At 70.0% G+C, this 21,942-nt stretch carries 20 protein-coding genes and 1 pseudogene; 14 read left to right on the forward strand and 7 right to left on the reverse strand.

Going from position 1 to position 21,942, the window contains the following annotated elements; genetic code table 11:
- Positions 1–31: 31 nt before the first annotated feature.
- From ACFWM2_RS37505 to ACFWM2_RS37520, 4 genes are all read right to left on the reverse strand, one after another.
- A complete protein-coding gene (locus tag ACFWM2_RS37505; RefSeq protein ID WP_383289870.1) occupies positions 32–304 on the reverse strand; it encodes a hypothetical protein in 273 nt (90 codons plus the stop codon).
- Between the two features lie 100 nt (positions 305–404).
- Positions 405–1,157, reverse strand: a complete 753-nt coding sequence (locus ACFWM2_RS37510; RefSeq protein WP_383289873.1) for an N-acetyltransferase — start codon at positions 1,155–1,157, stop codon at positions 405–407.
- A 125-nt stretch (positions 1,158–1,282) separates the two neighbouring features.
- Positions 1,283–2,227 carry an aldo/keto reductase gene (locus ACFWM2_RS37515; RefSeq protein ID WP_383289876.1) on the reverse strand — a complete coding sequence of 315 codons (945 nt, stop codon included), beginning with the start codon at positions 2,225–2,227 and terminating at the stop codon, positions 1,283–1,285.
- A 135-nt stretch (positions 2,228–2,362) separates the two neighbouring features.
- Complete coding sequence (locus ACFWM2_RS37520; protein WP_383289879.1) at positions 2,363–3,712, reverse strand: PP2C family protein-serine/threonine phosphatase; 1,350 nt, start codon at positions 3,710–3,712, stop codon at positions 2,363–2,365.
- A gap of 283 nt (positions 3,713–3,995) precedes the next feature.
- Between ACFWM2_RS37520 and ACFWM2_RS37525 the strand changes: the two genes are divergently transcribed.
- From ACFWM2_RS37525 to ACFWM2_RS37550, 6 genes and pseudogenes are all read left to right on the forward strand, one after another.
- Positions 3,996–4,355 carry a hypothetical protein gene (locus tag ACFWM2_RS37525; protein WP_383289882.1) on the forward strand — a complete coding sequence of 120 codons (360 nt, stop codon included), beginning with the start codon at positions 3,996–3,998 and terminating at the stop codon, positions 4,353–4,355.
- 75 nt (positions 4,356–4,430) lie between these two features.
- On the forward strand, positions 4,431–5,519 hold the full coding sequence (locus ACFWM2_RS37530) for a glutamate--cysteine ligase (RefSeq protein ID WP_383289885.1): 1,089 nt from the start codon (positions 4,431–4,433) through the stop codon (positions 5,517–5,519).
- Between the two features lie 253 nt (positions 5,520–5,772).
- Complete coding sequence (locus ACFWM2_RS37535; RefSeq protein ID WP_383289888.1) at positions 5,773–6,609, forward strand: polysaccharide lyase family 7 protein; 837 nt, start codon at positions 5,773–5,775, stop codon at positions 6,607–6,609.
- A gap of 344 nt (positions 6,610–6,953) precedes the next feature.
- Positions 6,954–7,142, forward strand: a pseudogene (locus ACFWM2_RS37540) (glycosyltransferase); the annotation flags it as partial.
- 62 nt (positions 7,143–7,204) lie between these two features.
- Positions 7,205–9,370: an RNA polymerase recycling motor ATPase HelR gene (gene helR, locus ACFWM2_RS37545; protein ID WP_383289891.1), complete on the forward strand. Its 2,166-nt coding sequence runs from the start codon at positions 7,205–7,207 to the stop codon at positions 9,368–9,370.
- 185 nt (positions 9,371–9,555) lie between these two features.
- The gene (locus ACFWM2_RS37550) at positions 9,556–10,476 is read left to right on the forward strand and encodes a hypothetical protein (protein WP_383289894.1); all 921 of its coding nucleotides are present in this window, start codon (positions 9,556–9,558) and stop codon (positions 10,474–10,476) included.
- 88 nt (positions 10,477–10,564) lie between these two features.
- On the opposite strand, the gene ACFWM2_RS37555 is transcribed toward ACFWM2_RS37550, so the two are convergent.
- Positions 10,565–11,563 (reverse strand): zinc-dependent alcohol dehydrogenase family protein, encoded by a 999-nt coding sequence (locus ACFWM2_RS37555; RefSeq protein ID WP_383290070.1) that lies wholly within the window; start codon positions 11,561–11,563, stop codon positions 10,565–10,567.
- Between the two features lie 147 nt (positions 11,564–11,710).
- Here ACFWM2_RS37555 and ACFWM2_RS37560 point away from each other — a divergent pair, with 147 nt between their 5' ends.
- From ACFWM2_RS37560 to ACFWM2_RS37570, 3 genes are all read left to right on the forward strand, one after another.
- Positions 11,711–12,049 (forward strand): ArsR/SmtB family transcription factor, encoded by a 339-nt coding sequence (locus ACFWM2_RS37560; protein WP_383289897.1) that lies wholly within the window; start codon positions 11,711–11,713, stop codon positions 12,047–12,049.
- A 383-nt stretch (positions 12,050–12,432) separates the two neighbouring features.
- The gene (locus ACFWM2_RS37565; protein WP_383289900.1) at positions 12,433–14,862 is read left to right on the forward strand and encodes a carbohydrate-binding protein; all 2,430 of its coding nucleotides are present in this window, start codon (positions 12,433–12,435) and stop codon (positions 14,860–14,862) included.
- A gap of 1 nt (position 14,863) precedes the next feature.
- Positions 14,864–16,642, forward strand: a complete 1,779-nt coding sequence (locus ACFWM2_RS37570; protein WP_383289903.1) for a ThuA domain-containing protein — start codon at positions 14,864–14,866, stop codon at positions 16,640–16,642.
- Between the two features lie 87 nt (positions 16,643–16,729).
- Here ACFWM2_RS37570 and ACFWM2_RS37575 read toward each other — a convergent pair whose 3' ends face one another.
- A complete protein-coding gene (locus ACFWM2_RS37575; RefSeq protein ID WP_383289906.1) occupies positions 16,730–16,891 on the reverse strand; it encodes a hypothetical protein in 162 nt (53 codons plus the stop codon).
- A gap of 342 nt (positions 16,892–17,233) precedes the next feature.
- Here ACFWM2_RS37575 and sthA point away from each other — a divergent pair, with 342 nt between their 5' ends.
- On the forward strand, positions 17,234–18,637 hold the full coding sequence (gene sthA / locus ACFWM2_RS37580) for a Si-specific NAD(P)(+) transhydrogenase (RefSeq protein WP_383289909.1): 1,404 nt from the start codon (positions 17,234–17,236) through the stop codon (positions 18,635–18,637).
- A gap of 28 nt (positions 18,638–18,665) precedes the next feature.
- On the opposite strand, the gene ACFWM2_RS37585 is transcribed toward sthA, so the two are convergent.
- A complete protein-coding gene (locus ACFWM2_RS37585; protein ID WP_383289912.1) occupies positions 18,666–19,490 on the reverse strand; it encodes an alpha/beta fold hydrolase in 825 nt (274 codons plus the stop codon).
- Positions 19,491–19,614: 124 nt separating this feature from the next.
- On the opposite strand from ACFWM2_RS37585, the gene ACFWM2_RS37590 reads away from it, so the two are divergent.
- The 4 genes from ACFWM2_RS37590 to ACFWM2_RS37605 all read left to right on the forward strand — a co-directional run bounded on the left by ACFWM2_RS37590 (position 19,615) and on the right by ACFWM2_RS37605 (position 21,772).
- Positions 19,615–20,106 carry a MarR family winged helix-turn-helix transcriptional regulator gene (locus ACFWM2_RS37590; RefSeq protein WP_383289915.1) on the forward strand — a complete coding sequence of 164 codons (492 nt, stop codon included), beginning with the start codon at positions 19,615–19,617 and terminating at the stop codon, positions 20,104–20,106.
- A 123-nt stretch (positions 20,107–20,229) separates the two neighbouring features.
- Complete coding sequence (locus ACFWM2_RS37595; RefSeq protein ID WP_383289918.1) at positions 20,230–20,850, forward strand: L-threonylcarbamoyladenylate synthase; 621 nt, start codon at positions 20,230–20,232, stop codon at positions 20,848–20,850.
- Positions 20,851–20,927: 77 nt separating this feature from the next.
- Entirely contained in the window at positions 20,928–21,308 is a 381-nt protein-coding gene (locus ACFWM2_RS37600) for a MauE/DoxX family redox-associated membrane protein (RefSeq protein WP_383289921.1), read from the forward strand.
- Positions 21,305–21,772 carry a peroxiredoxin gene (locus ACFWM2_RS37605; protein ID WP_383289923.1) on the forward strand — a complete coding sequence of 156 codons (468 nt, stop codon included), beginning with the start codon at positions 21,305–21,307 and terminating at the stop codon, positions 21,770–21,772. The genes ACFWM2_RS37600 and ACFWM2_RS37605 overlap by 4 nt, the downstream gene beginning before the upstream one ends.
- Positions 21,773–21,942: the final 170 nt, after the last annotated feature.

The raw sequence follows: 21,942 nt of genomic DNA on the forward strand, positions 1-21,942 counted from the left end.
CGGCGCCCGGCTCGGGCCGAACCCCGGCGGCTCAAGGAGCGTCGCCGTGCCAGTCGAAGCGGCGCCCGTCGCCCGGGCGGGGCCCGTAGAGCGCGTGGCCGCCCGGGCCGTAGGAACCAATCTCCGTCGTCAAGGCGGCACCCTCGCGCCGCTCATCCGCCGTCCAGTCCGTCACATCCAGCAAGAGACCGTCCAGCGGGCCTCCCACCAGCTCCGCGTACTCATGTCCGGGCTGCGGGCCGGGATCAGGATCGTCATGGTCGGCGCCGTAGACCCGGCCGCGCATGAATTGCTGCTCATCCATAACGGCAGGGTCGCATCCGCCACTGACAACCGCCCTCCGGCCGCCTGTGTCCACGTGGCCGGACGCAGGAACGCCGACGAGGTCTTGTGACCGCGGCGGGCTACGCGCTGTGCCGGACCCAGACGTTGGGTTCGGCATAGACCGCGTGGTCGTGCGCGAGGTCGCAGTGCACCGGCACCAGCGCGGCGGGCACCTCCACGGCGCCGTCACGGTCGAAGGGGAGGCCGGTCCACTCCCGCCACTGGGCCAATGAGCCGCTGACCGTCATGGACGCGGGTGCGATCTTCTCGATGGTGCCGCCCGCCTTGACGTGGACGCGCAGCCAGGGATCGGCCGGTAGCCCGTCGGCGCGCTGCCGGCCGATGTACGCGGCCATCGGAAGGCGTGGTTGCAGATGCTTGGCCGTCGGACGGACCGGCGCCATCAGCACGTCGTGCCCCTGCCCGGCGACCGCGCCCCGCAGCGCCGCCAGCATGCGGTAGGACAGCCCCCGGCCGAGGTACTCCGAGTCCACCGTGATCTCCAAGGCACTGGCCGTTGTCGGAACCTGCCCTCGAAGCCGATCGTGGAATGCCCACACCAGGACCTGGTCCCAACCTTTGTCCGGCGTCTCCTCACGGCCGTCGCGATCGGCATCGAAGGGCACGCTGAGCCCGCGCGCCACGACGCGGTCGCCATCCGTCGCCACGACGCAGTAGTGCGGGAAGTCCTCGATCACGCGGCCCAGCAGAGCGACCACCACCGGATCGTGCGCGGTGAACACCGGCCACGTATCGGCGATCTCATAGGCGCGGGCGATCAACTCCGGCCGTTCGGCGAAGGGGGTGATCTCGATGTTGTCGATGTCCGTCACGGCAGGGCACCTTGTCACAGGAAAACCTTCGTGACCACGGGTTTTCCCTCACTCGTCGCGTGATGTGGAAGAACTCGTGCACCAGGCGGAGGACTTGGTGTCGCCCGTCCACTGCCGGCGTGCCGTCACGCCAGGAGGGCGTCCGAGACCGAGGTGAGGCGCTGCAGTTGCTCGGCGGAGAGTTCGAGGGTCGCGGAGGCGAGCAACGGCTCCAGCTGTTCGGGACTACTGGCGCTTGCGATCGGCGCGACCACAGTGGACCGGCTGCGCAGCCACGCCAGCGCCACGGTCGCCGGCTGCACGTCGAGTTCTTCTGCCACGGCCTTGAGTTCGTGTACGACCGCGAAGGCCTTGTCATTGACGAACTCGCCGAGCATCCGGGCACGGGCCGTGCCCTCGACATCGGCGGCGGACTCGTACTTGCCTGTCAGGAACCCCGCGGCGAGCCCGAAGTACGGCAGGACGGCGAGGCCGTTCCGCTCCGCGACGGGCTGCAGCGATGCCTCGAACTCCCGTGATACGAGGTTGTATTCGGGCTGGAGCGACACAGGCTTGGCGACTCCGAGCGAGGTGGCCACGTCTACCCAGGCCTGGACCCGGTCGGCGGTGTAGTTGGAGAGACCGACCTGCCGAATGGTCCCGCGCTGTGCGAGATCGGCGAAGGCGGCAACGGTCTCTTCCAGAGGCGTGTCCGGGTCGTCGTAGTGCGCGTAGTAGACGTCGATGTAGTCCGTCTGCAGGCGTCGCAGAGACTGTTCGACCGCACCGGCGATGGTCGTCGCTTTGAGCCCCTTGAAGTCGGGGTGGGCCGAGACCTTGGTCGCGAGGAGGACGCTCTCGCGGTTGTTGCGGGCGGCGAGCCAGTCGCCGATGACCGTCTCCGCGTCGCCGCCGGTGCTGCCCGGGGCCCAGACCGAGTACACGTCCGCGGTGTCGATGAAGTTGCCGCCGCCGGCGACGAACCCGTCGAGAATCTGCTGGGACGCCTCGGCGGTGGCGGTCCAGCCGAAGGTGTTGGTACCGAGAGCCAGGGGAAAGACCTCCCGGCCGAAAGCCTCGGATACGGGCATGGGCATGTCCCCCTGACGTGAGGTGGGTGATCCCCGGGGAGCGCCTCGTACCGATACCGGGGTCGTCCCCGCTCGCTTTGAACGCTAACGGGGGTGCCACCACCCGGCAAACCAGGGCAAACGTCGCCGGCCGGGCTAGGGAGTGCCCTCGGCCTCGTGGGCTGAGCCGTCCAGGTGGATGATCTTCCTGAGCTGGTGGGCGGGCTTGAGCTTCGGTGAACGTCGGATCACCACCATGGCCGCGTCGTCGCGCAGACGCCCGCCCACGTGGGCGACGAGGTCGTCACGGATGTGGTGCAGCAGGGACTCGGGACTGCAGCAGGACCAGCGCCCGATCCGTTCCGCCAGCGGATAGAACGAACCGTCGGGGGCCCGGGCCTCGATCACACCGTCCGTGTAGAGCAGCAGTGTGTCGTCGTCCTCGAAGGTGAAGGCGTCGACGGTGACCCCGGTCTTCGGCAGATCACACATGCCGAGCGGCGGCTGTGGTTGGCGCGAGTCCAGCGCGGTCACCCGGTCGCCGTGCAGCAACAGGGGCGGAGGGTGTCCGCAGGAGGTCATCTGCGCCAACAGGTCCTCGTCGGGGATGTCGAGCATCAGCGCGGTGACGAAGTGCTCGTTCAGCTCGTGGTCCGCCTCGCGAGGACCGGCGGGCGCTGAGTGCTCGGTGTGCTCTGAGTGCCCTGGGTGCTCGGCGTACTCGGCGTGCCCTGGGTGCTCGGCGTACTCGGCGTGCCCTGGGTGCTCGGCGTACTCGGCGTGCCCTGGGTGCTCGGCGTACTCGGCGTGCCCTGGGTGCTCGACGTGCTCGACATGCTCGAAGAGGTGTCTGCAGAGGCTCTTCTCCAGCGTGTCGACGAGTTCGAGGAGCGTGGCGCACCGGTGGGCGGCCTCACGGAAGGCGCCCATCACCACTGAGGCGTCACTGATGGCGGGCAGCCCTTTGCCCCGTACGTCCCCGATGATCAGACGTGCGCTGCCTCTGGTGCGCGTTGCCGCATAGAGGTCGCCGCCGATCTGCGCCTCGTCCTCGGCGGCCAGGTACAGGGAGGCGATCCGCAGGGGGCCCATCCGGTGGGGCAACGGACGGAGCACCACCCGCTGTGTCGCCTCGGACACCGACCGCACTCTGGCCAGCTCACGGGTGCGACGCTCACGCTCGCGGCAGAAGACGACGAGCAGGAGGGAGATCACCGCGAGCGAGGTGATCTGCACCTGATGGTTGGTGGTGAATCCACCGCGCAACGCGGCGATGACCGTCTGGGTTCCCACCGCCAGGGCCCCGATCACAGCGGTGAGCCGGGGGCCGGCGAGCGAGGCGGTGACAGCGGGCGCCACCACCAGCAGCGGGCCGAGATGGACATCGCTCGGGGCCAGGACGTCCAGGACCGCGATGGCCACGATCAGCGCCAGCGGAACCACCACCAGCGCGTGGCTCGGTTGCCATGGCTGCCACAGATCGGCAAGGCGTCGCCGGAGGCCCATGACTTCTACTGTGCACCTTTCGTGGTCCCTGGTGGCAGTGCTCACGGCCCGCGGTCGCCAGGGGTGCGGCAACGCGCCGAGGGGCGGACCCACCCTGTGCGGTACTCGTCACGGTCCGCGACCGGGGCCGACCGGGTCACGTCCCGCACCGGGCGGACCCCGGATCTGTCCGGCAGCGGCCGGCTGAGCCGATGTCCCCTCCGCCGACGGGTGTCCGTCTCCCGTTCGCGGGAAGTCGGAACCCACAAGGGCAGGCAGCCTGCATCGACGTCGAGGACGACAAGTGACCATCGAGCAAGATCAACAGCGCGGCGTGGCCGACCGCACCGCGCAGACGCCGGACACGGCGGATGAGCCGACCGGCGACGAACGGGCGGCCTGGCGGCACGTCCAGCGACGCGCGACAGGAATGTCCCACCACGAGGCGAAGGCCGCACGCGACGCCGCACGCGACGCGGCGGACTCCTCCTCCCTCAGCGACGGCGAGGCCGTACGTGCCGGCGCCGAGGCCGAGGAGTGGGAACGCGTGACGGATGCCCTTGCCGACCACGCCGGCACGTACGACCCGGACATCGATCCGTTCGTGCAGGGCGAGAGGGCTGCTCGGGCAGATCATGGGAGGAGTTCGCGGGAGGACGAGTAACCGGGCGGCGCCTCTCCCGGCTCCCGCCCCTCCACCCTCGTCCGAACGACGACCTGTCAAGAAAGGCCGCCTCACATGCGCACCGTCGGAGTGGAGGAGGAACTCCTCCTGGTTGATCCGGAGACCGGAGACCCGCAGGCTCTGTCCGCGGCCGTGCTCGCTCGTGCCGCGCTGGACGATGCGAGGGAGGAGACCTTCGAGAAGGAACTGCACGGCCAGCAGCTCGAGTTCGCCACCCACCCGCAGGCCGACATGGCCGAGCTCGGCGCGGAGATCGTCCGCTGCCGGAAGGAAGCCGGCCGGGTCGCGGGCGAGATCGGCACCGCGGTCGTGGCGCTCGCCACGTCACCGCTGCCGGTCAGCCCCTCGGTCAACATGGGCACCCGGTACCAGTGGATGGCGGAGCAGTTCGGGCTCACCACCCAGGAACAGCTCACCTGCGGTTGTCACATCCACGTGTCGGTCGAATCCGACGACGAGGGCACAGCGGTCATCGACCGCATACGGCCCTGGCTGTCGGTGCTCTCGGCGCTGAGCGCCAACTCCCCTTTCTGGCACGGCCAGGACACCAGCTACAGCAGTTATCGCAGCCGGGTCTGGGGTCGCTGGCCGATGGCCGGACCGACCTCACTCTTCGGTTCGGCCGACGAATACCACCGGCGGGTCGCCGCCATGGCCGCCACGGGCGTGATGCGCGACAAGGGCATGGTGTACTTCGACGCCCGGCTCTCCGAGCGGTACCCGACCGTCGAGGTCCGTGTCGCGGACGTGTGTCTCGACGCGGGGACCGCTCTGCTGATCGCCATCCTCGTCCGAGGACTCGTCGAGACGGCGGCGCGTGAGTGGCGAGCGGGCCGCGATCCGCTCGGGCACAGTGTCGAGCTGTTGCGCCTGGCCGCCTGGCGGGCCGCCCGGTCCGGGCTGGAGGAGGACCTGCTGCATCCGCTGTCCCTGCGGCCGGAGCCCGCCGAGGACGTCGTACGGTCGCTCTTGGAGCACGTCGGGGACGCCCTCACCGACAGCGGCGACGCCGACCGGGCGGAACAGGCGGTCTCCGTCCTGCTGAGGGACGGCAACGGGGCCCGCGTACAGCGTCAACTCCTGGAAGCCACCGGCAGTTTGAATGCCGTGGTCGCGGAGTGCGTGCGTCGCACGCAGGCTTGACGGGGACAGCAGCACCGGGCCCGCACGGCTGTGCGGGCCCTTTCCGTGCGCCGATGGTGCGTCAGTTGCGCAACTGACGCGGGGTCACATACATAAACCCTCCACTATCACTCTTGACGTGGTCGCGCCACGGTCTTACTGTCGCGACACCAAATGTTCATGTGTGAATACTTCGTTCACCCACATGAACATGAAGGTGTGACAACCGCGCGTCCGCCAACTGAGCCCCCGGGCCGACTGGAAGGCACCCCCCATGCGCATGCGTACAGTCCTCACGTCCCTGGCCGCCGTGACCGCCCTCGGCGGCCTGGCCCTCGTCGCTCCCACCGCGGGAGGCACGACCCTCCCGCCCCACTCGGACAAGGCCGCTCCCGCCGTCAAGGCCGACGCCTCCATCACGGCGGACCCGTCCAAGGCACCCGGCGGCAACTTCGACCTGGGGATCTGGCAGCTCCAGGAACCGGTCGGCTCCCCCGGCTCGCCGACCACGATCTCGTCGGCCCGGCTCCAAGGGGCCAGCGGGTTCCAGGACTCGTACTTCTACACCGACACCCGCGACGGCGCGATGACCTTCTGGGCGCCGGAGAAGGGCGTCACCACGCCGAACTCGAACTACGCGCGCTCCGAGCTGCGGGAGATGAACCGTAGCGGCAGCGCCGCCAACTGGTCGCTCGCCGGCACCCATAAGCTGAACGCAACGCTGCGCGTCGTGTCGGTGACCTCGAACGTCTGCGTCGGTCAGATCCACCTCGGCACCGGCGGTACGTCCACCAAGCCGCTCCTGGAGCTGTACTACCGGCCCAACGGCGACATCATCCTGGGCACGGAGAACTCGCCCGCCGGTGGCCAGACGCTGCACACCGTCGGCAATGTGGCGGTCGGCAAGACCTGGAGCTACACGATCGGCGTCTCGGGCGGTCACACCATCGATCTGACGGTCAACGGGAGCACCACGCACTACGCCATACCGTCGTCCTTCGACCCGTACAAGCAGTACTTCAAGGCCGGTTCGTACAACCAGTCCTCGTCCGACAGCACCACCAAGGGCGCCCGGGTCGCCTTCTACGGGCTCACCGTCTCCCACAGCTGACCCCCACGTCAGCAGCGGGCTCGAGGGAAACCCCGGCTCCGGCCGCGGTGAGGACGCGCTCGCGCGCCACACCGCGGCCGGAGGCATTTCCGTGACAGGGCGGCACAAGCGCGGATCGCTGCGGGCGTGCTGCAAGCACGCGGTGTGCGCCGCATCTTCGCGAGGAGGGTGTCCGGTCGCTGCGAATGACCAGGACGGCCAGGACGACCAAAAGACAAAGGCAAGGAGATCGCTCTCCTTGCCGTTCTTAACTTATAGCGCATGGGGGGCCTTGCGGCAAGGCCCCCGTCATGCCGCAGAATCGGCGGCCGAAAGCCAGAACCTGCGGATATGGGAGTCGCGAAGTGCGTGTGCAGTTGACGACGTGGGGATCGCGCGGGGATGTCGAACCGCTGACGGGACTCGCGGTGGGGTTGCGGGGACGCGGCGCGAAGGTGCGGGTGTGCGCGCCGCCGGACGAGGAGTTCGCGGCGCTCCAGGCACGTGTCGGCGCACCGCCGGTGCCGCTCGGCCGACCGGTGCACTCGTTGGTCGGCCGCCCGGACGCCTTGCAGCGCGCAGTGCTCGTGAGCGCCGCCGTATCGGAGCTGACGAAGTGAATCCCCTGGCCACCAGCGCGTTCAACCTTCCCGACCACCTCTCCCCCAAGGCCGACCCGTGGCTGATCGCCGGCGATCAGCAGCACTTCGCGGAAATCTCGGAGTGCCTCGACCAGACCATCGCCGAACTCTCCGACCGCCTCGATGCCGAGCTCAAGGCGCCCGGCGGGACCGGCCGGCAGGCGATGGACCGGGACGCGGAGATCCACCGCCTGACCGCTCGCCTGCGCGCGCTGCGCCGCTTCGGTCTTGACCTGTGCCTCGGACACATGGTCAGCGCCGACGACCCCGAGCCCCTGTACGTCGGACGACTCGGTCTTACGGACAGCGCGGGTCGTCGGCTGGTGGTCGACTGGCGTTCCCCCGCGGCCGAACCGTTCTTCGGAGCCACCCACGGCAACCCGATGGGGCTGGCAAGCCGCCGCAGGTATCGCTGGACCCGCGGCCGGGTCAGTGACTACTGGGACGAGGTGTTCACCTCGGACGGGTTCGCCGGGCACGCGGCGCTCGACGACCAGTCCGCCTTCATCGCCGGCCTGGGCAGCAACCGGTCACCGCGGATGCGAGACGTGCTCGGCACCATCCAGGCCGACCAGGACGCCATCATCCGCGCGGGATCCCGCGGCGCGCTCGTCGTCGACGGCGGTCCGGGTACGGGGAAGACCGTCGTCGCTCTGCACCGTTCCGCCTACCTCCTCTACTCCGACCCCCGTCTCGGTCACCGCCGGGGCGGCGTGCTGTTCGTCGGCCCGCACCGGCCCTACCTGGCGTACGTCGCCGACGTCCTCCCGAGTCTCGGCGAGGAGGGAGTGCAGACCTGCACCCTGCGGGACCTCGTCGCCGAGGGAGCCGGAGCGGCGATCGAGGCCGACCCGGAGGTGGCCCTCCTGAAGTCGTCCGCGGACCTGGTGAAGGCGATCGAGCCGGCCGTCAGGTTCTACGAGGAGCCGCCCGCCAAGGGGATGACGGTCACGACCCACTGGTCCGACATCCGGCTCGGCGCCGACGACTGGGCCGTGGCGTTCGAAGCAGCACCCGGTACTCCGCACAACGAGGCGCGCGACCTGATCTGGGAGGAGCTGCTCACGATCCTGGTGGACAAGCACGACGGTGATGTCTCGCCCGACGTGCTCCGCAAGTCGCTGCGGCACAACAGGGAGCTGCTCACCGCCTTCGACCGCGCGTGGCCGCTGATCGAGGCGGCCGACCTCGTGGGCGACCTCTGGACGGTGCCCGCCTACCTGCGCAAGTGCGCTCCCGGGCTCAGCCCCGATGACGTACGACGGCTGCAGCGTGCGGACGCCCAGGCGTGGACGGTGTCCGACCTGCCGCTCCTGGACGCGGCACGGCTGCGGCTCGGCGACCCGGAGGCGTCCCGGCGCAGGCGTCGGCACGAGGCCGTTCTCGCCGCCCAGCGCGAGAGCATGGCGCAGGTCGTCGACAACCTGATCGGGGCCGCCGTCGACTCCGGCGCCGACGGTGACGACGGCGAAGGCCTGGTGCGGATGCTCCGCGGCCAGGACGCCCAGGTGAGCCTGGTCGACGAGTCCGAACTCTCCCCAGTCGAAGCGGACCTGCTCGCCGGGCCGTTCGCGCACGTCGTCGTGGACGAGGCGCAGGAACTGACCGACGCGGAGTGGCAGATGCTGCTGCTCCGGTGCCCGTCCCGGAGCTTCACGATCGTCGGGGACCGCGCCCAGGCCAGGCACGGGTTCACGGAGTCGTGGCAGGAACGGCTCGAACGGGTCGGGCTCGACCGGATCAACCTGGCCTCCCTGAGCATCAACTACCGGACGCCGGAAGAGATCATGACGGAGGCCGAGCCGGTCATCCGGGCCGCGCTCCCCGACGCCAATGTGCCCACCTCCATCCGTGGCGGCGGCTTCCCCGTCACCCACGGATACGTTTCGGACCTGAGCTCGATCCTCGACGCGTGGCTCGCCGCGCATGCCGAGGGCATCGCCTGCGTCATCGGCGATCCCACGTTCCGGTCGACGCACCGCGTCCGTTCGCTGACCCCGGAACTGTCGAAGGGGCTGGAGTTCGACCTGGTCGTCCTCATCGACCCGGAGGCGTTCGGCGAGGGCATTGAAGGAGCGGTCGACCGCTATGTGGCGATGACCCGGGCGACCCAGCAACTGGTCATCCTCACCAGCTCCTGACACCTGCCGGACGTACGCCCGCTCCCGCCTTCCCCACGAGGACGCCCGCCACGGTGCGACGACGAACGCGGCCGACGTCGTAAAGCGCCGAACGATCCCCGGCGTCGGGGCGTCACAGGAGGGTCCGACCGGCATCCGTCCCGCCGGTCGGATCTCCGCTCCGCACCGACTGCCCAGGGGGACCCATGCGTACGAGCGCTGCACGCACCGTCAATGTGATCGTCGCGGCCGTCCTGATCGCCGCCGGAGCGGGGGCCGTCACCGGATGCGGCAGCGAGAAGAGCGGCGGCGGCTCGGAGGCGCCGGGCGACGGATCGGCGTCGCCGTCAGGGGTCCGCGCCCGCGAGGTCGCCGACGCCTGGGACGGCTCCGAGGCCGCGCGGGTCTGGCGCGAGGGTTACTACCCGATGGGCGAGGCGGTCCAACTGCCCGAGAACGCCTTCCGTGACGACGCCGACAAACAGGCCTACACGAACCAGAGCTTCGTCCTGCGCGGCGGTCTTGCCGCCACGCCGCCGTCCAAGAAGGGGCAGGTGAAGTGGCAGAGCGGAGGCTCGCTCGAACTGCCGCTGATGGAGGCGCGGACGGCGTACGAGAAGGTGGCCCGCGGCAGCGACGACGGGCCGCATCTGACCGTCACCGGGGCCGAGTTGGGGGAGATGACGCTGGCCACGAGTCGTGGGCCGGCGACCGTCCCCGCCTGGCTGTTCACGCTGGAGGGCTACGACACCCCGCTCAAGCGGGTCGCCCTGAGCCCCTCGAAGGCACCGGCTCCGCCGATCAAGCCGGCTCGGGAGGTGTCCTGGAGCGAGCTGGCGCCCCTGCGCGCGCTGGTGGCGGTCGCCGAGGACGGACGGTCCGTCACAGTGCTGGCCGGCCACGGTTCCTGCGACGACGGCCCGGCCGTGGACGTGCTGGAGACCGGCGGGAGCGTGGTGCTCTCGGCGACCGTCGTCGGGATGAAGGACGGCCCCTGCACCAGCGAGCTGCGCGGCAGGAAGGTGACGGTGCGACTGGACCGGCCGGTCGGTGAGCGGGTGCTCCTGGACGCGTTCTCGGGGCGACCGGTGCCGTTCCGGGACGCTAACGGGCCCTCCCCCAGCTGACGTTCAGCCACTTGAGGGTGAACCCGCCTCCTCTCACCCGCACAAGGCGGGACGCCTTCGGACGCAGTACCCAGGGGCGATGAACTCGTCAGCGGCGAACCGTGACGACGATCTTGCCCACCTGGGCGCCCGCCTCCATGTACCGGTGCGCCTCCGCGATGTCGTCCAGGTCGAAGACGCGGTCCACCACGGGTTCGAAGGCACCGCTGCGCAGGCCGGAGGAGACGAACGCGGCGGCCCGGCGCAGCCGTTCGGGGTCGGTGGTCGTCTCGTGGACGGTGTAGGTGCGCATGTTCAGTGCGGGCATACCGAGCGCGAACCCCGGATAGGGGGTCTCCTCGCCGCTCACTGCCCCGTACTCGAAGAGGGTGCCGCCGGGCGCGACCACCTTGGCCAGGTCCAGCACGCCGGGACCGGCGACGGCGTCGAAGACGAACTCGGCGCCCCGCCCCCGGGTCAGTGCGAGCACGCGGTCCACGATGTCCTCCTCGGCGGTGACGATCACGTCGGCCGCTCCGGCCTTGAGCAGCGCGTCCTTCTTGGCGCCGGTGCGGGTGGTGGCGACCGGCACCGCCCCGACCCGGTGCGCGAGCCGGATGGCGGCCAGGCCCACGCTGCTGGAGGCCGCGGTGAGGACGACCGTGTCACCGGCCCGCATACCGCCGACCTCCACCAGCGCCCCGTAGGCCGTCAGATACGGCATCCACACCGCCGCGCCCCCGATGGCGTCGAGCCCCTCCGGGCGGTGCACCACCGCCGCCGCGGGGACGATCGCGCGCTCGGCGTAGACGCCGTAGTCGTTCATCGAGAACGCGGGCACCACGCTGACCGGCTCGCCGGTCCCGAATCCGGTGACGTCCGTGCCGACGGCCTCGATCACGCCGGCGGCCTCGGTGCCGAGCCGGGCGGGGAACTCCTTGACCGGCTGGATGTAGTGGCCGCTGCGGAACAGCACCTCGGCACGGTTGAGGCCGATCGCGTCCACCCTGATCAGCACCTCGCCGGGGCCGGGCGCGCCGATCTCGACGTCCTCGAGCCGCAGTACGTCCGGTCCTCCGAGCTCGTGGAACCGCACGGTCCTGACCATCACGCATCGCCCCTTCGATTCGGTGCCGGCCAGACGGAGGACGCCTCGCCGGGCCTCACTCAAGCGCAGAGTACGATGGGTGTCAAACTTTGATGCATATCGAACTTTGATGCACGCCCTACGATGCGTGCGGGAGGTCGACAGACGATGGCAGTGGCGCGGCAGAACGGGCGGGACCGCATCCCGCCTCATCCGGACGTCCGGACGATCACCCTTCAGCAGGTGCTGGAGGCCCTGGTCGACCCGGTGCGCCGCCTGATCGTCAGCGAGCTCCATGCCGCGGGCCAGGACCTCAGCTGCGGCACGATCGAGCTGCCGGTCAGCAAGTCGACCGCCACCCACCACTTCCACGTACTGCGCGAGGCCGGCCTCATCCGCCAGTACTACGTCGGCACCTCCCGCATGAACGGGCTGCGCCGCGACGAGATCGATGAAGCATTCCCGGGGCTCCTGCGCGCACTGGTGGCCCCGCCGAGTCGGGACTGACCCCGCTCGCCCCCACCCGGGGCCCCACCAGCCATCGCCGGTGACGAATCCGCACACGAGCGGGCACAGCGCGACGCGACCGTGATCGCCCACCCGGCCGTCGCTCCCGCCCCCACCGGGCCGTCACCCCCGCCGCCCCTCCGGTCGCCGCTCCGGGCGCCCCTCCGGCCGTTCCTCCAGCCGAACCGCGATCGACCCCACGGCAATTTTGACAGAGCCTTGACAAATTGCTCGTGGCCTCGCGAGCATGCAAGGCAACTCACGTGATGTGCAAGAAACTTGTGCCGCATGCGCAATTAACGAACAGCGCGACCGGAGTGCAAGCGCGGCCGCCGCGCGCCTTGCCTGACACACCCCACGCACGTCAGGAAGGAACAGCCCCCATGCCAAGACGCCCGCACGTCGGGAGCAGAATCCTCACGGCCCTGGCCGTCGCCGTCGCCACGGCAGGTCTCACCCTGCCCGCCCGAGGCGCCGCGCAGGACATCCCCGCCGACGACTACCAGCAGGTCCAACTGGCCGTCGGTGCAGCCGAGTTGGGCGAGGCTATGTCGCTGGCCGTGCTGCCCGACCGCTCCGTCCTGCACACCGCACGGGACGGCACGATCCGGTTGACCGACAGCGCCGGCAACACCAAGGTCGCCGGCAAGCTCGACGTGTACACCCATGACGAGGAAGGGCTCCAGGGAGTCGCCGTCGACCCGTCCTTCGCCGACAACCGCTTCGTCTACGTCTACTACTCGCCGAAACTCAACACCCCGGCGGGTGACGCCCCGACCAGCGGTTCCGCAGCCGACTTCGAGCCGTTCAAGGGCCACTTGAACCTCTCCCGCTTCGTCCTCAAGAGCGACGGCACGCTCGACACCGGCAGCGAGAAGGTCGTCCTCGAAGTGGCCAACGACCGCGGCCAGTGCTGCCACGTCGGCGGCGACATCGACTTCGACAGCAAGGGCAACCTGCTGCTGACCACCGGCGACGACAGCAACCCCTTCGAATCGCAGGGCTACTCCCCCCTCGACGAACGCACCGACCGCAACCCGCAGTTCGACGCCCAGCGCTCCTCGGCCAACACCAACGACCTGCGCGGCAAACTGCTGCGGATCAAGCCGACCGCGGACGGCGGCTACACGATCCCCGACGGCAACCTCTTCGCCCCCGGCACGGACAAGACCCGGCCCGAGATCTACGCCATGGGCTTCCGCAACCCGTTCCGTATGCAGGTCGACCGGGCCACCGACATCGTCTACCTCGGCGACTACGGGCCCGACGCCGGCACCACGGCAGCGGACCGCGGACCGGGCGGCCAGGTCGAGTTCGACCGCGTCACCTCTCCCGGCAACTACGGCTGGCCCTACTGCACCGGCACCAACACCACCAACGAGACGTACAACGAGTACACGTTCCCCAGCGGCCCGTCCGCAGGCAAGTACGACTGCGCCGGCGGCCCCGCCAACAACTCGCCGCACAACACGGGCCTGGCCGAACTGCCCCCGGCGAAGGCGAGTTGGATCCGCTACGGCGGCGACGCGGGCTCTCCGCCCGAGTTCGGCAGCGGCTCCGAGTCCCCGATGGGCGGTCCCGTCTACCGCTACGACGCCTCGCTCGACTCCCCGGTGAAGTTCCCCCAGTCACTCGACGGGCGGTTCTTCGCGGGCGAGTACGGCCGCAAGTGGATCAAGGCCATCGAGGTGAAGGCCGACGGCTCACCCGGCGCCATCGAGGCCTTCCCCTGGACCGGCACCCAGGTCATGGACTCCGCCTTCGGCCCGGACGGTGCCCTGTACGTCCTGGACTACGGAACCGGCAGCGGCAACCAGGCCCTGTACCGCGTCGAGTACATCGGCGGCAGCAACCGCAGCCCCGTGGCGAAGGCCGCGGCCGACAAGACCTCCGGACAGACGCCGCTGACGGTCGGCTTCTCCTCGGCGGGCAGCAGCGACCCCGAAGGCGGAGCCCTCGACTACGCCTGGGACTTCGGCGACGGAGGCAGCTCCACCGAGGCCGACCCGACGCACACGTACACCGCCAAGGGCACCTTCACCCCCACACTGACGGTGACCGATCCCGAGGGACTCACCGGCACCGCCAGCCTGGTGATCACCGCGGGCAACACCGCACCGACGGTCACACTCCAACAGCCTTTGAACGGAACCCTGTTCAGCTTCGGGGACAGCGTCCCCTTCACCGTGCAGGCCAGTGACCCCGAGGACGGTGAGATCGACTGCTCCAAGGTGAAGGTGACGTACGCCCTGGGCCACGACAGCCACCAGCACGCGATCACCTCGAAGTACGGCTGCACCGGCACCATCGACGTGCCCACCGACGGTGAGCACGACAGCGCCGCCAACCTCTACGGCGTGTTCGACGCCGAGTACACCGATGCCGGCGGCCTGACCACGCACAGCACCCGCGTCCTGCAGCCGCGCCACCGCCAGGCCGAGCACTTCGGCAAGCAGTCCGGCATCCAGATCGCGGGCCACGGCCCCGCCGAGGGCGGCAACGCCGTCGGCTTCACCGATGACGGCGACTGGATCTCGTTCGAGCCGTACGCCCTCGGCAACGCCAAGTCGCTGACGGCGCGGGTGGCTTCGGGCGGCGCGGGCGGCACCATCGAGGTCCGCACGGGATCCGAGACCGGCACGCTGCTGGGCACGGTCACCGTGCCGGTGACCGGCGGCTGGGAGACCTACCAGGACGTGAGCGCGAACCTTTCCGGAGCACCATCGGGCAGCACCACGCTCTACCTGGTCTTCAAGGGGCCCTCCGGCCAGGGCAACCTCTTCGACGTCGACTCCTTCACGATCGGGACCTGACATGACCCGACGACATCTCCCCACCCTGCTCCGGCGCCTGACCTCCGCGCTGGCCGCACTGACCGCCCTGACCCTCGGCGGCCTGGTCACGGCGCCCGTGGCCCACGCCGGCGCGGACGCCTCGTACGACGTCCTCGTCTTCTCCCGCACGGCAGGCTTCCGCCACGACTCCATCCCGGCGGGCATCCAGGCGCTGCGGGAGCTGGGCGCCGCGAACGACTTCTCCGTCACGGCCACCGAGGATCCCGGCGCGTTCACGGCGGCGAACCTGGCCGGCTACGACGCGGTGGTCTTCCTGTCCACCACGGGCGATGTGCTCGACACCACCCAGCAGAGCGCCTTCCAGTCGTACATCGACTCCGGCGGCGGTTACCTGGGCGTGCACGCGGCTGCCGACACCGAGTACGACTGGCCGTACTACGGACAGCTCGTCGGCGCCTGGTTCAAGAGCCATCCCGCCATCCAGCAGGCGACGGTCGTCAACGAGGACCGCGCCCACCCGGCCACGGCCCACCTCGACGCGACCTGGTCGCGCACCGACGAGTGGTACAACTACCGCACCAACCCGCGTGCCGACGTCCATGTGCTCCAGAGCCTCGACGAATCGAGCTACAGCGGCGGCGAGATGAGCGGCGACCACCCGATCACGTGGTGCCATCCGCAGGGCCAGGGCCGCTCCTTCTACACCGGACTCGGCCACACCCAGGAGTCCTACGCCGACCCGGCGTTCCGCTCGCTGCTGCTGGGCGCCGTCCAGTACGTGTCGGGCGCGGTGCAGGCCGACTGCGGCGCACCGGACACTCAGGCCGATCCGTCGACGAACGTGCACCTCTTCTACTACCCCTGGTACGGAACGCCGTCCGTGAACGGCGACTGGCGGCACTGGCAGCAGGGCGGCCGCACCCCGCCCGACGACATCGGCGCCGACCTGTACCCGGCGCTCGGACCGTACGACTCCGGTGACTTCGCCGGGGCCGTCACCCAGCAGATGCGCTGGATCCAGCAGTCCGGGGCCGGCGTCATCGTCTACAGCTGGTGGGGACAGGGCAGCTACGAGGACGGACTCGCGCAGGGCGTCCTGGACGCGGCCGCCGCGAAGGGCATCAAGGTCGCCTGGCACATCGAGCCCTACCAGGGCCGCACCCCGGAGTCCGTCGCCGCGGACATCGCGTACATCGACGAGAAGTACGGCAGCCACCCGGGCTTCTACCGTGCGGCGGAGCACGGCAACAAGCCCGCGTTCTACGTCTTCGAGAGCCTTCGCTCGACCGACTGGTCGGCGCTGGACGCGGTGACCGGCGACAACATCGTCCTCGCACAGACCACCGACACCACCAAGATCGCCCACTTCTCGGGGTTGTACACGTACGACGGGATCGCGGGCGCCACGGCCCCCGGCTGGAAGCAGGCCGGTGACTACGCGAAGGCGCACGGCCTGATCTGGTCGCCGTCGGTGGCCCCCGGCTACATCGACGACCGGGCGGTGCCCGGCAACACGACGCCGACGCTCGGCAGGGCCGAGGGGGCGACCTACGACAAGGAGTGGAGCAATGCCCTGGACCCGGCCATCGGCGGCTCGCCGACCTGGGTCTCGGTGACGTCGTTCAACGAGTGGCACGAGGGGAGCTCCGTGGAACCGGCCGACGCGAGCCCGCCACCCGGCCACGACTACCAGACGTACGAGGGGGCCTACGGCACGTCCGGTACGGCCTCGGAGACGGCCTACCTCGACCGGACCGCGTACTGGACCGCCCGCTTCGAGGCGGCCCGCAGGCGGTAGACCAGGCCAGGAGGGAACAGGTACAGGCACGACCGGGGCGGCTCCGGCGAGGCGCGCTCAGCGCACCGCCGGGCCGTCCCGGCACGCTCAGAAAGCGGACAGCGGGCCGCGCGGCTCCGGCACGCGGAAGTCCAGCACGTTCTCCGCGGTGCGTTCGGTTTCCTGCGCGGCCTGCCGGGCGTTCGCGAGGACATCGCCCTGCTCGTCGACGAGGCGGTCGTAGATCGGCGCTGAGGCAACAGCGGGCACGGGACGGAACTCCTGACAGTCGGCTGCATGACACGGCCGGCCGCCGATCCCGGGGCCGACCAAAGCAGGACCCTACGCGAACATGATCGGCCGTGGGCCCGAGTGAGACATTCCTGACTCCGGCCCACTGCGCCGGTGCGGAGATTCGATGAGCGTCGACGCCCTTCACCGATGCGCTGGGCGCGAGGCGGCGACTGATCCGCCAACTCCCGCAGGGCAACGGCACGTTCAGGCGTGCGCGCGGGGAATGCCGGTGCCGGGGCGTGCTCGGGCCGGCCCTGAGCACGAAGAATGTCCGTACGCCCTTCCGGGACGGGACGTCGGCCTGACAGACTCCGGAGGGTGCCAGACTTCGACATGCTCGTCATCGGATCCGGCCCCGGCGGGCAGAAGGCTGCCATCGCCGCGGCCAAGCTCGGCCGCCGGGTCGCTGTCATCGACCGCCCCGACATGGTCGGCGGGGTCTCCATCCATACCGGGACCATCCCGTCGAAAACCCTGCGTGAAGCGGTGCTCTATCTCACCGGCCTCACCCAGCGCGATCTGTACGGCCAGAGCTACCGGCTCAAGGAGGACATCACCGTCGCCGACCTGACCGCGCGCACCCAGCACGTGGTCGGCCGCGAGGTCGACGTCATCCGCAGCCAGCTGTCCCGCAACCACGTCTCCCTCTTCGGCGGCACCGGCCGCTTCGTGGACGAGCACACCGTCGCCGTGCGCGAAGTGACCGGCAACGAACGGCTGTTGACCGCCGAGACCATCGTCATCGCCACCGGCACCCGCCCCGCTCGCCCCGACAGCGTCGAGTTCGACGAGCAGACGATCCTGGACTCCGACAACGTCCTCAACCTGGAGCGGGTACCGCGCTCGATGGTGATCGTCGGCGCCGGCGTGATCGGCATGGAGTACGCCTCCATGTTCGCCGCCCTCGGCAGCAAGATCACCGTGGTGGAGAAGCGCCCGGGGATGCTCGACTTCTGCGATGTCGAGGTGATCGAGTCGCTCAAGTACCAGCTGCGGGACCTGGCCGTCACCTTCCGCTTCGGAGAGACCGTCGCCGCGGTCGAACGCCACGCCAAGGGCACCCTCACGGTCCTGGAGAGCGGCAAGAAGATTCCCGCGGACGCCGTGATGTACTCGGCGGGCCGGCAGGGCCTCACCGACGAGCTCGACCTGGGCAAGGCCGGCCTGTCCGCCGACCGCCGCGGCCGGATCAAGGTCGACGAGCACTACCGCACCGAGGTTCCCCACATCTACGCCGTCGGCGATGTCATCGGCTTCCCGGCGCTGGCCGCGACCTCGATGGAACAGGGCCGTACGGCGGCGTACCACGCCTGCGGCGAGCCGGTGAACCGGATGCACGACCTCCAGCCGATCGGCATCTACACCATCCCGGAGATCAGCTTCATCGGCCGGACCGAGGACCAGCTCACCGAGGACTGCGTGCCGTTCGAGGTGGGCATCTCCCGGTACCGGGAGCTCGCCCGCGGCCAGATCATCGGCGACTCGCACGGCATGCTCAAGCTGCTGGTCTCCCCCGACGACCGCAAGCTGCTCGGCGTGCACTGCTTCGGCACCGGGGCGACCGAGTTGATCCACATCGGTCAGTCCGTGATGGGCTGCGGCGGCACGGTCGACTATCTGGTCGACGCGGTGTTCAACTACCCGACGCTCGCCGAGTCGTACAAGGTCGCCGCCCTGGACGCGACCAACAAGATCCGGCAGATCGACCAGCTCCGGGACTGACCTTCCCACCGGCGCTCCGGACGCGCACTCACCTCTGTGCGTCGCGCCCGGGGTGCGCACGGTGGAAGTCGAGCAGCGCCTCCACGGTCGCTTCGGGGCGCTCGAGCTGGGGCAGATGGCCCGCTTCGGGCACGACGACAAGACGGGCCCCCGGAATGGCCCGCGCCAGCTGCCGTCCGTATTCAGGGGTGACGATCCGGTCGCTCGCGCCCCACAGGACCAGCGTGGGTACGGCGAGACGCGCCAGCCTCGGCAGGAGCGTCGGGTCGTGCATATAGGGGTCGCCCGCCAGTGCGCTCAGCGTCGCCATGTTGTCCCGGCGGACAGCGGCCTGTTCCGGGGTGACCGTCGCGGGGTCGGCGAGGAATCGGCCGGCGTCATGGAACGAGTAGGCCGCGACGGCACGGGGATCCAGGCCGAGGACATCGCGTATCGGGTGCTCGTCGAAGCGCACCCCGACGGAGTCGATGAGCACGATCCCGCCGACGCGACCAGGACCGCCATGATCCTGGCCCCGGCGCTGGTCCTGCAGGGCCATCTCCATCGCGATCCAGCCGCCGACGGACGAACCGACGACGAGCACGTCGTCCAGCCCCTCGGCAGCGAGGAACCGCAGATAGGCGGCGGCCAGGTCAGCAACGTTCGCCAGCCTCTCCGGGCGCTCGGTTCCGTTCCAGCCGGGGTGCGTGGGGGTGACCGTGCGCGTGCTGCCGGCCAGCCGGCGCGCCAGCCCCTCGACGGTCCCGGGACCGCCGCCGCCGTGCAGGACGAGCACGGTGCGACCGGCGCCCGCCTCCGTGATCTCGAGCCGCAGACCGGGCTCCAGCGCGTAGGTACGGGTGGTTTCCGACACTGCTTCGGTGTACTGCATCTCGCCTCACGAGCCTTCCGGGAACGGCCCCCTCAGGAGGGGGAGCCTTCTGCCGAGACAGTATCTACGCATACGTATATACGCAAGCGTAGTTTAGAATGCGGGCATGGCTGTAGATCTCGAGACCCTCGGACGGGCCGTCAAGCAGGCCCAGTACCGGCACCATCGCGCGCTCGACTCCCGGCTGGCCGCGGTGGGGACGACCCTCGCCCAGTGGGATGCCCTGCGGGCCATCGCCCGCTCCCCCGGGGCGTCGGGCCACGACCTGGCCCTGGCGACCTTCCAGGGCGACCAGGCGTTCGGCACCCTCGCCAACCGCCTTGCCGACCGGGAGTTGATCGAGCGCCGCCGGGGCCACGGACGCCGCATCGAGCACCGTCTGACGCCGGAGGGCCAGCGCGTTCTCGAAGCCGGGCAGTCCGTCGCGGCCGAGGTTCTCACCGCCTCCTTCGCGCCCCTCGACGGGAAGGAACGCGCAGTCCTCCTGGACCTGCTCACGCGTATCGGCCAGATCGGCGCGGACGACGTCGACGACTCCGTACCGAAGCGGCCCGAGGACCGGGAGGACACCCCGGCCGAGCGCGCGTCCACCGGCTGACCTGCGCGTTCCGGATGCCACTGGACCGTGAAACGCAGGGCGGGGTAGCCACCCGCCGCGCGGAGGCCGGCGTCGGCGCGGGGCCTGCTTCGGCACCGGCGGCCGAGAGCATAAGCTCGGCGGATGGCGAAGTACTTCGACGTGCACCCCGAAAACCCTCAGCAGCGCACCATCGGCCAGGTCGCCGACAGCATCCGCTCAGGAGCGCTCATCGCGTACCCGACGGACTCCTGTTATGCGTTGGGATGCCAGCTGGGCAGCCGCGACGGCATCGACCGGATCCGTACGATCCGCCGGCTCGACGACCGTCACCACTTCACCCTCGTGTGCCAGAACTTCGCGCAGCTCGGGCAGTTCGTGCGCGTCGACAACGATGTGTTCCGTGCCATCAAGGCCTCAACTCCCGGTCGCTACACGTTCATTCTCCCGGCCACGAAGGAAGTGCCGCGCAAGCTGCTGCACCCCAAGAAGCACACGGTCGGGGTGCGCATCCCCGATCACGTCGTCGCCCAGGCCCTGCTCGCCGAACTCGGTGAGCCGCTCGTCTCCAGCACGCTGCTGCTGCCCGACGAGGAGGAGCCGATGACGCAGGGCTGGGAGATCAAGGAGCGCCTCGACCACGTGGTGGACGTGGTGGTCGACTCCGGGGACTGCGGCACCGAGCCGACGACCGTCATCGACTTCTCCGGCGGTGAGGCCGAGATCGTGCGCAAGGGGGCGGGCGACCCCGCTCGGTTCGAGTGAAGCGGGGAGCACCGGGCGCCGCTCCACGTCCTCTTACCGTCCAGTAATATCGCGCGGCAGGCCCCCTAGGAGGAACCGTGCCCCGGTCGGAACGCTCACCCTTGTTGCTCGCCGGCCTGTTGGCCACCGCGGGCATCAGTCACTTCGTCACGCCACGCCCGTTCGACGCCACCATTCCGAGCGCGCTGCCGGGGTCGCCGCGGGCCTGGACGTACGCCAGCGGTGCCGTGGAGCTGGCGCTGGCAGCAGGAGTGGCCCTGCCCCGTACGCGTCGCGCGGCGGCGCTGGCGACCGCCGCGTTCTTCGTCGGGGTGTTCCCCGCGAACATCCAGATGGCAGTGGACTGGCATCACCGTCCCACGCCCTTCAGGACCGCGGCTCTCGCGCGGCTCCCGCTGCAGGTGCCGCTGGTGCTGTGGGCACGCGGAGTCGCCAAGGGCGGGGAGGGACGGTCATGACACAGCCCATGGAGGTCGGCGACAAGGTCGAGGACTTCGCCCTGCAGGACGAGACCGGAACGCCGAGGCAGCTCTCCGAGCTCCTGGCCGACGGACCGGTGGTGCTGTTCTTCTACCCCGCCGCCATGACCGCGGGCTGCACCGCGGAAGCCTGTCATTTCCGTGATCTGGCCGCCGAGTTCACCGCCGCCGGCGCGCGGCCGGTGGGGATCAGCGGAGATTCGGTGGACCGGCAGCAGGAGTTCGCCGGACGTCACACGCTCGGCTTCCCGCTGCTGTCCGACGCCGACGGAACGGTCCGCGAGCAGTTCGGCGTGAAGCGCGGATTCTCCATCGCTCCCACGAAGCGCGTCACGTTCGTCATAGCGGAGGACCGCACGATTCTGGAGGTCGTCCGCAGCGAACTGCGGATGAGCGCCCACGCGGACCGTGCCCTCACCGCTCTGCGCGCGCACCGGAACTGACGAACACCGTCCCGCACCCCGTCCCGAACCGGCGCTGTCGCCGTCGGAATCCCGGGGCGGCACGCCTTGAACCGGCGAAGTGGACCCGAGGAGAACCGGCCCCCGGTTCCTTCTTCCCCCCACAGGCGCCCAGGTTGGTGGCCCCTCCGGCCAACAAGCTACGGTTTTCG

The organism is Streptomyces sp. NPDC058371 (genome assembly GCF_042723265.1).
GTDB lineage: Bacteria > Actinomycetota > Actinomycetes > Streptomycetales > Streptomycetaceae > Streptomyces.

Coding starts and splice junctions, on each gene's coding strand:
- ACFWM2_RS37505 (WP_383289870.1), bottom strand. CDS start 304: ATGGATGAGCAGCAATTCATGCGCGGCCGGGTCTACGGCGCCGACCAT.
- ACFWM2_RS37515 (WP_383289876.1), bottom strand. CDS start 2,227: ATGCCCGTATCCGAGGCTTTCGGCCGGGAGGTCTTTCCCCTGGCTCTC.
- ACFWM2_RS37520 (WP_383289879.1), bottom strand. CDS start 3,712: ATGGGCCTCCGGCGACGCCTTGCCGATCTGTGGCAGCCATGGCAACCG.
- ACFWM2_RS37530 (WP_383289885.1), top strand. CDS start 4,431: ATGCGCACCGTCGGAGTGGAGGAGGAACTCCTCCTGGTTGATCCGGAG.
- ACFWM2_RS37535 (WP_383289888.1), top strand. CDS start 5,773: ATGCGCATGCGTACAGTCCTCACGTCCCTGGCCGCCGTGACCGCCCTC.
- ACFWM2_RS37550 (WP_383289894.1), top strand. CDS start 9,556: ATGCGTACGAGCGCTGCACGCACCGTCAATGTGATCGTCGCGGCCGTC.
- ACFWM2_RS37555 (WP_383290070.1), bottom strand. CDS start 11,563: ATGGTCAGGACCGTGCGGTTCCACGAGCTCGGAGGACCGGACGTACTG.
- ACFWM2_RS37560 (WP_383289897.1), top strand. CDS start 11,711: ATGGCAGTGGCGCGGCAGAACGGGCGGGACCGCATCCCGCCTCATCCG.
- ACFWM2_RS37565 (WP_383289900.1), top strand. CDS start 12,433: ATGCCAAGACGCCCGCACGTCGGGAGCAGAATCCTCACGGCCCTGGCC.
- ACFWM2_RS37570 (WP_383289903.1), top strand. CDS start 14,864: ATGACCCGACGACATCTCCCCACCCTGCTCCGGCGCCTGACCTCCGCG.
- ACFWM2_RS37590 (WP_383289915.1), top strand. CDS start 19,615: ATGGCTGTAGATCTCGAGACCCTCGGACGGGCCGTCAAGCAGGCCCAG.
- ACFWM2_RS37595 (WP_383289918.1), top strand. CDS start 20,230: ATGGCGAAGTACTTCGACGTGCACCCCGAAAACCCTCAGCAGCGCACC.
- ACFWM2_RS37605 (WP_383289923.1), top strand. CDS start 21,305: ATGACACAGCCCATGGAGGTCGGCGACAAGGTCGAGGACTTCGCCCTG.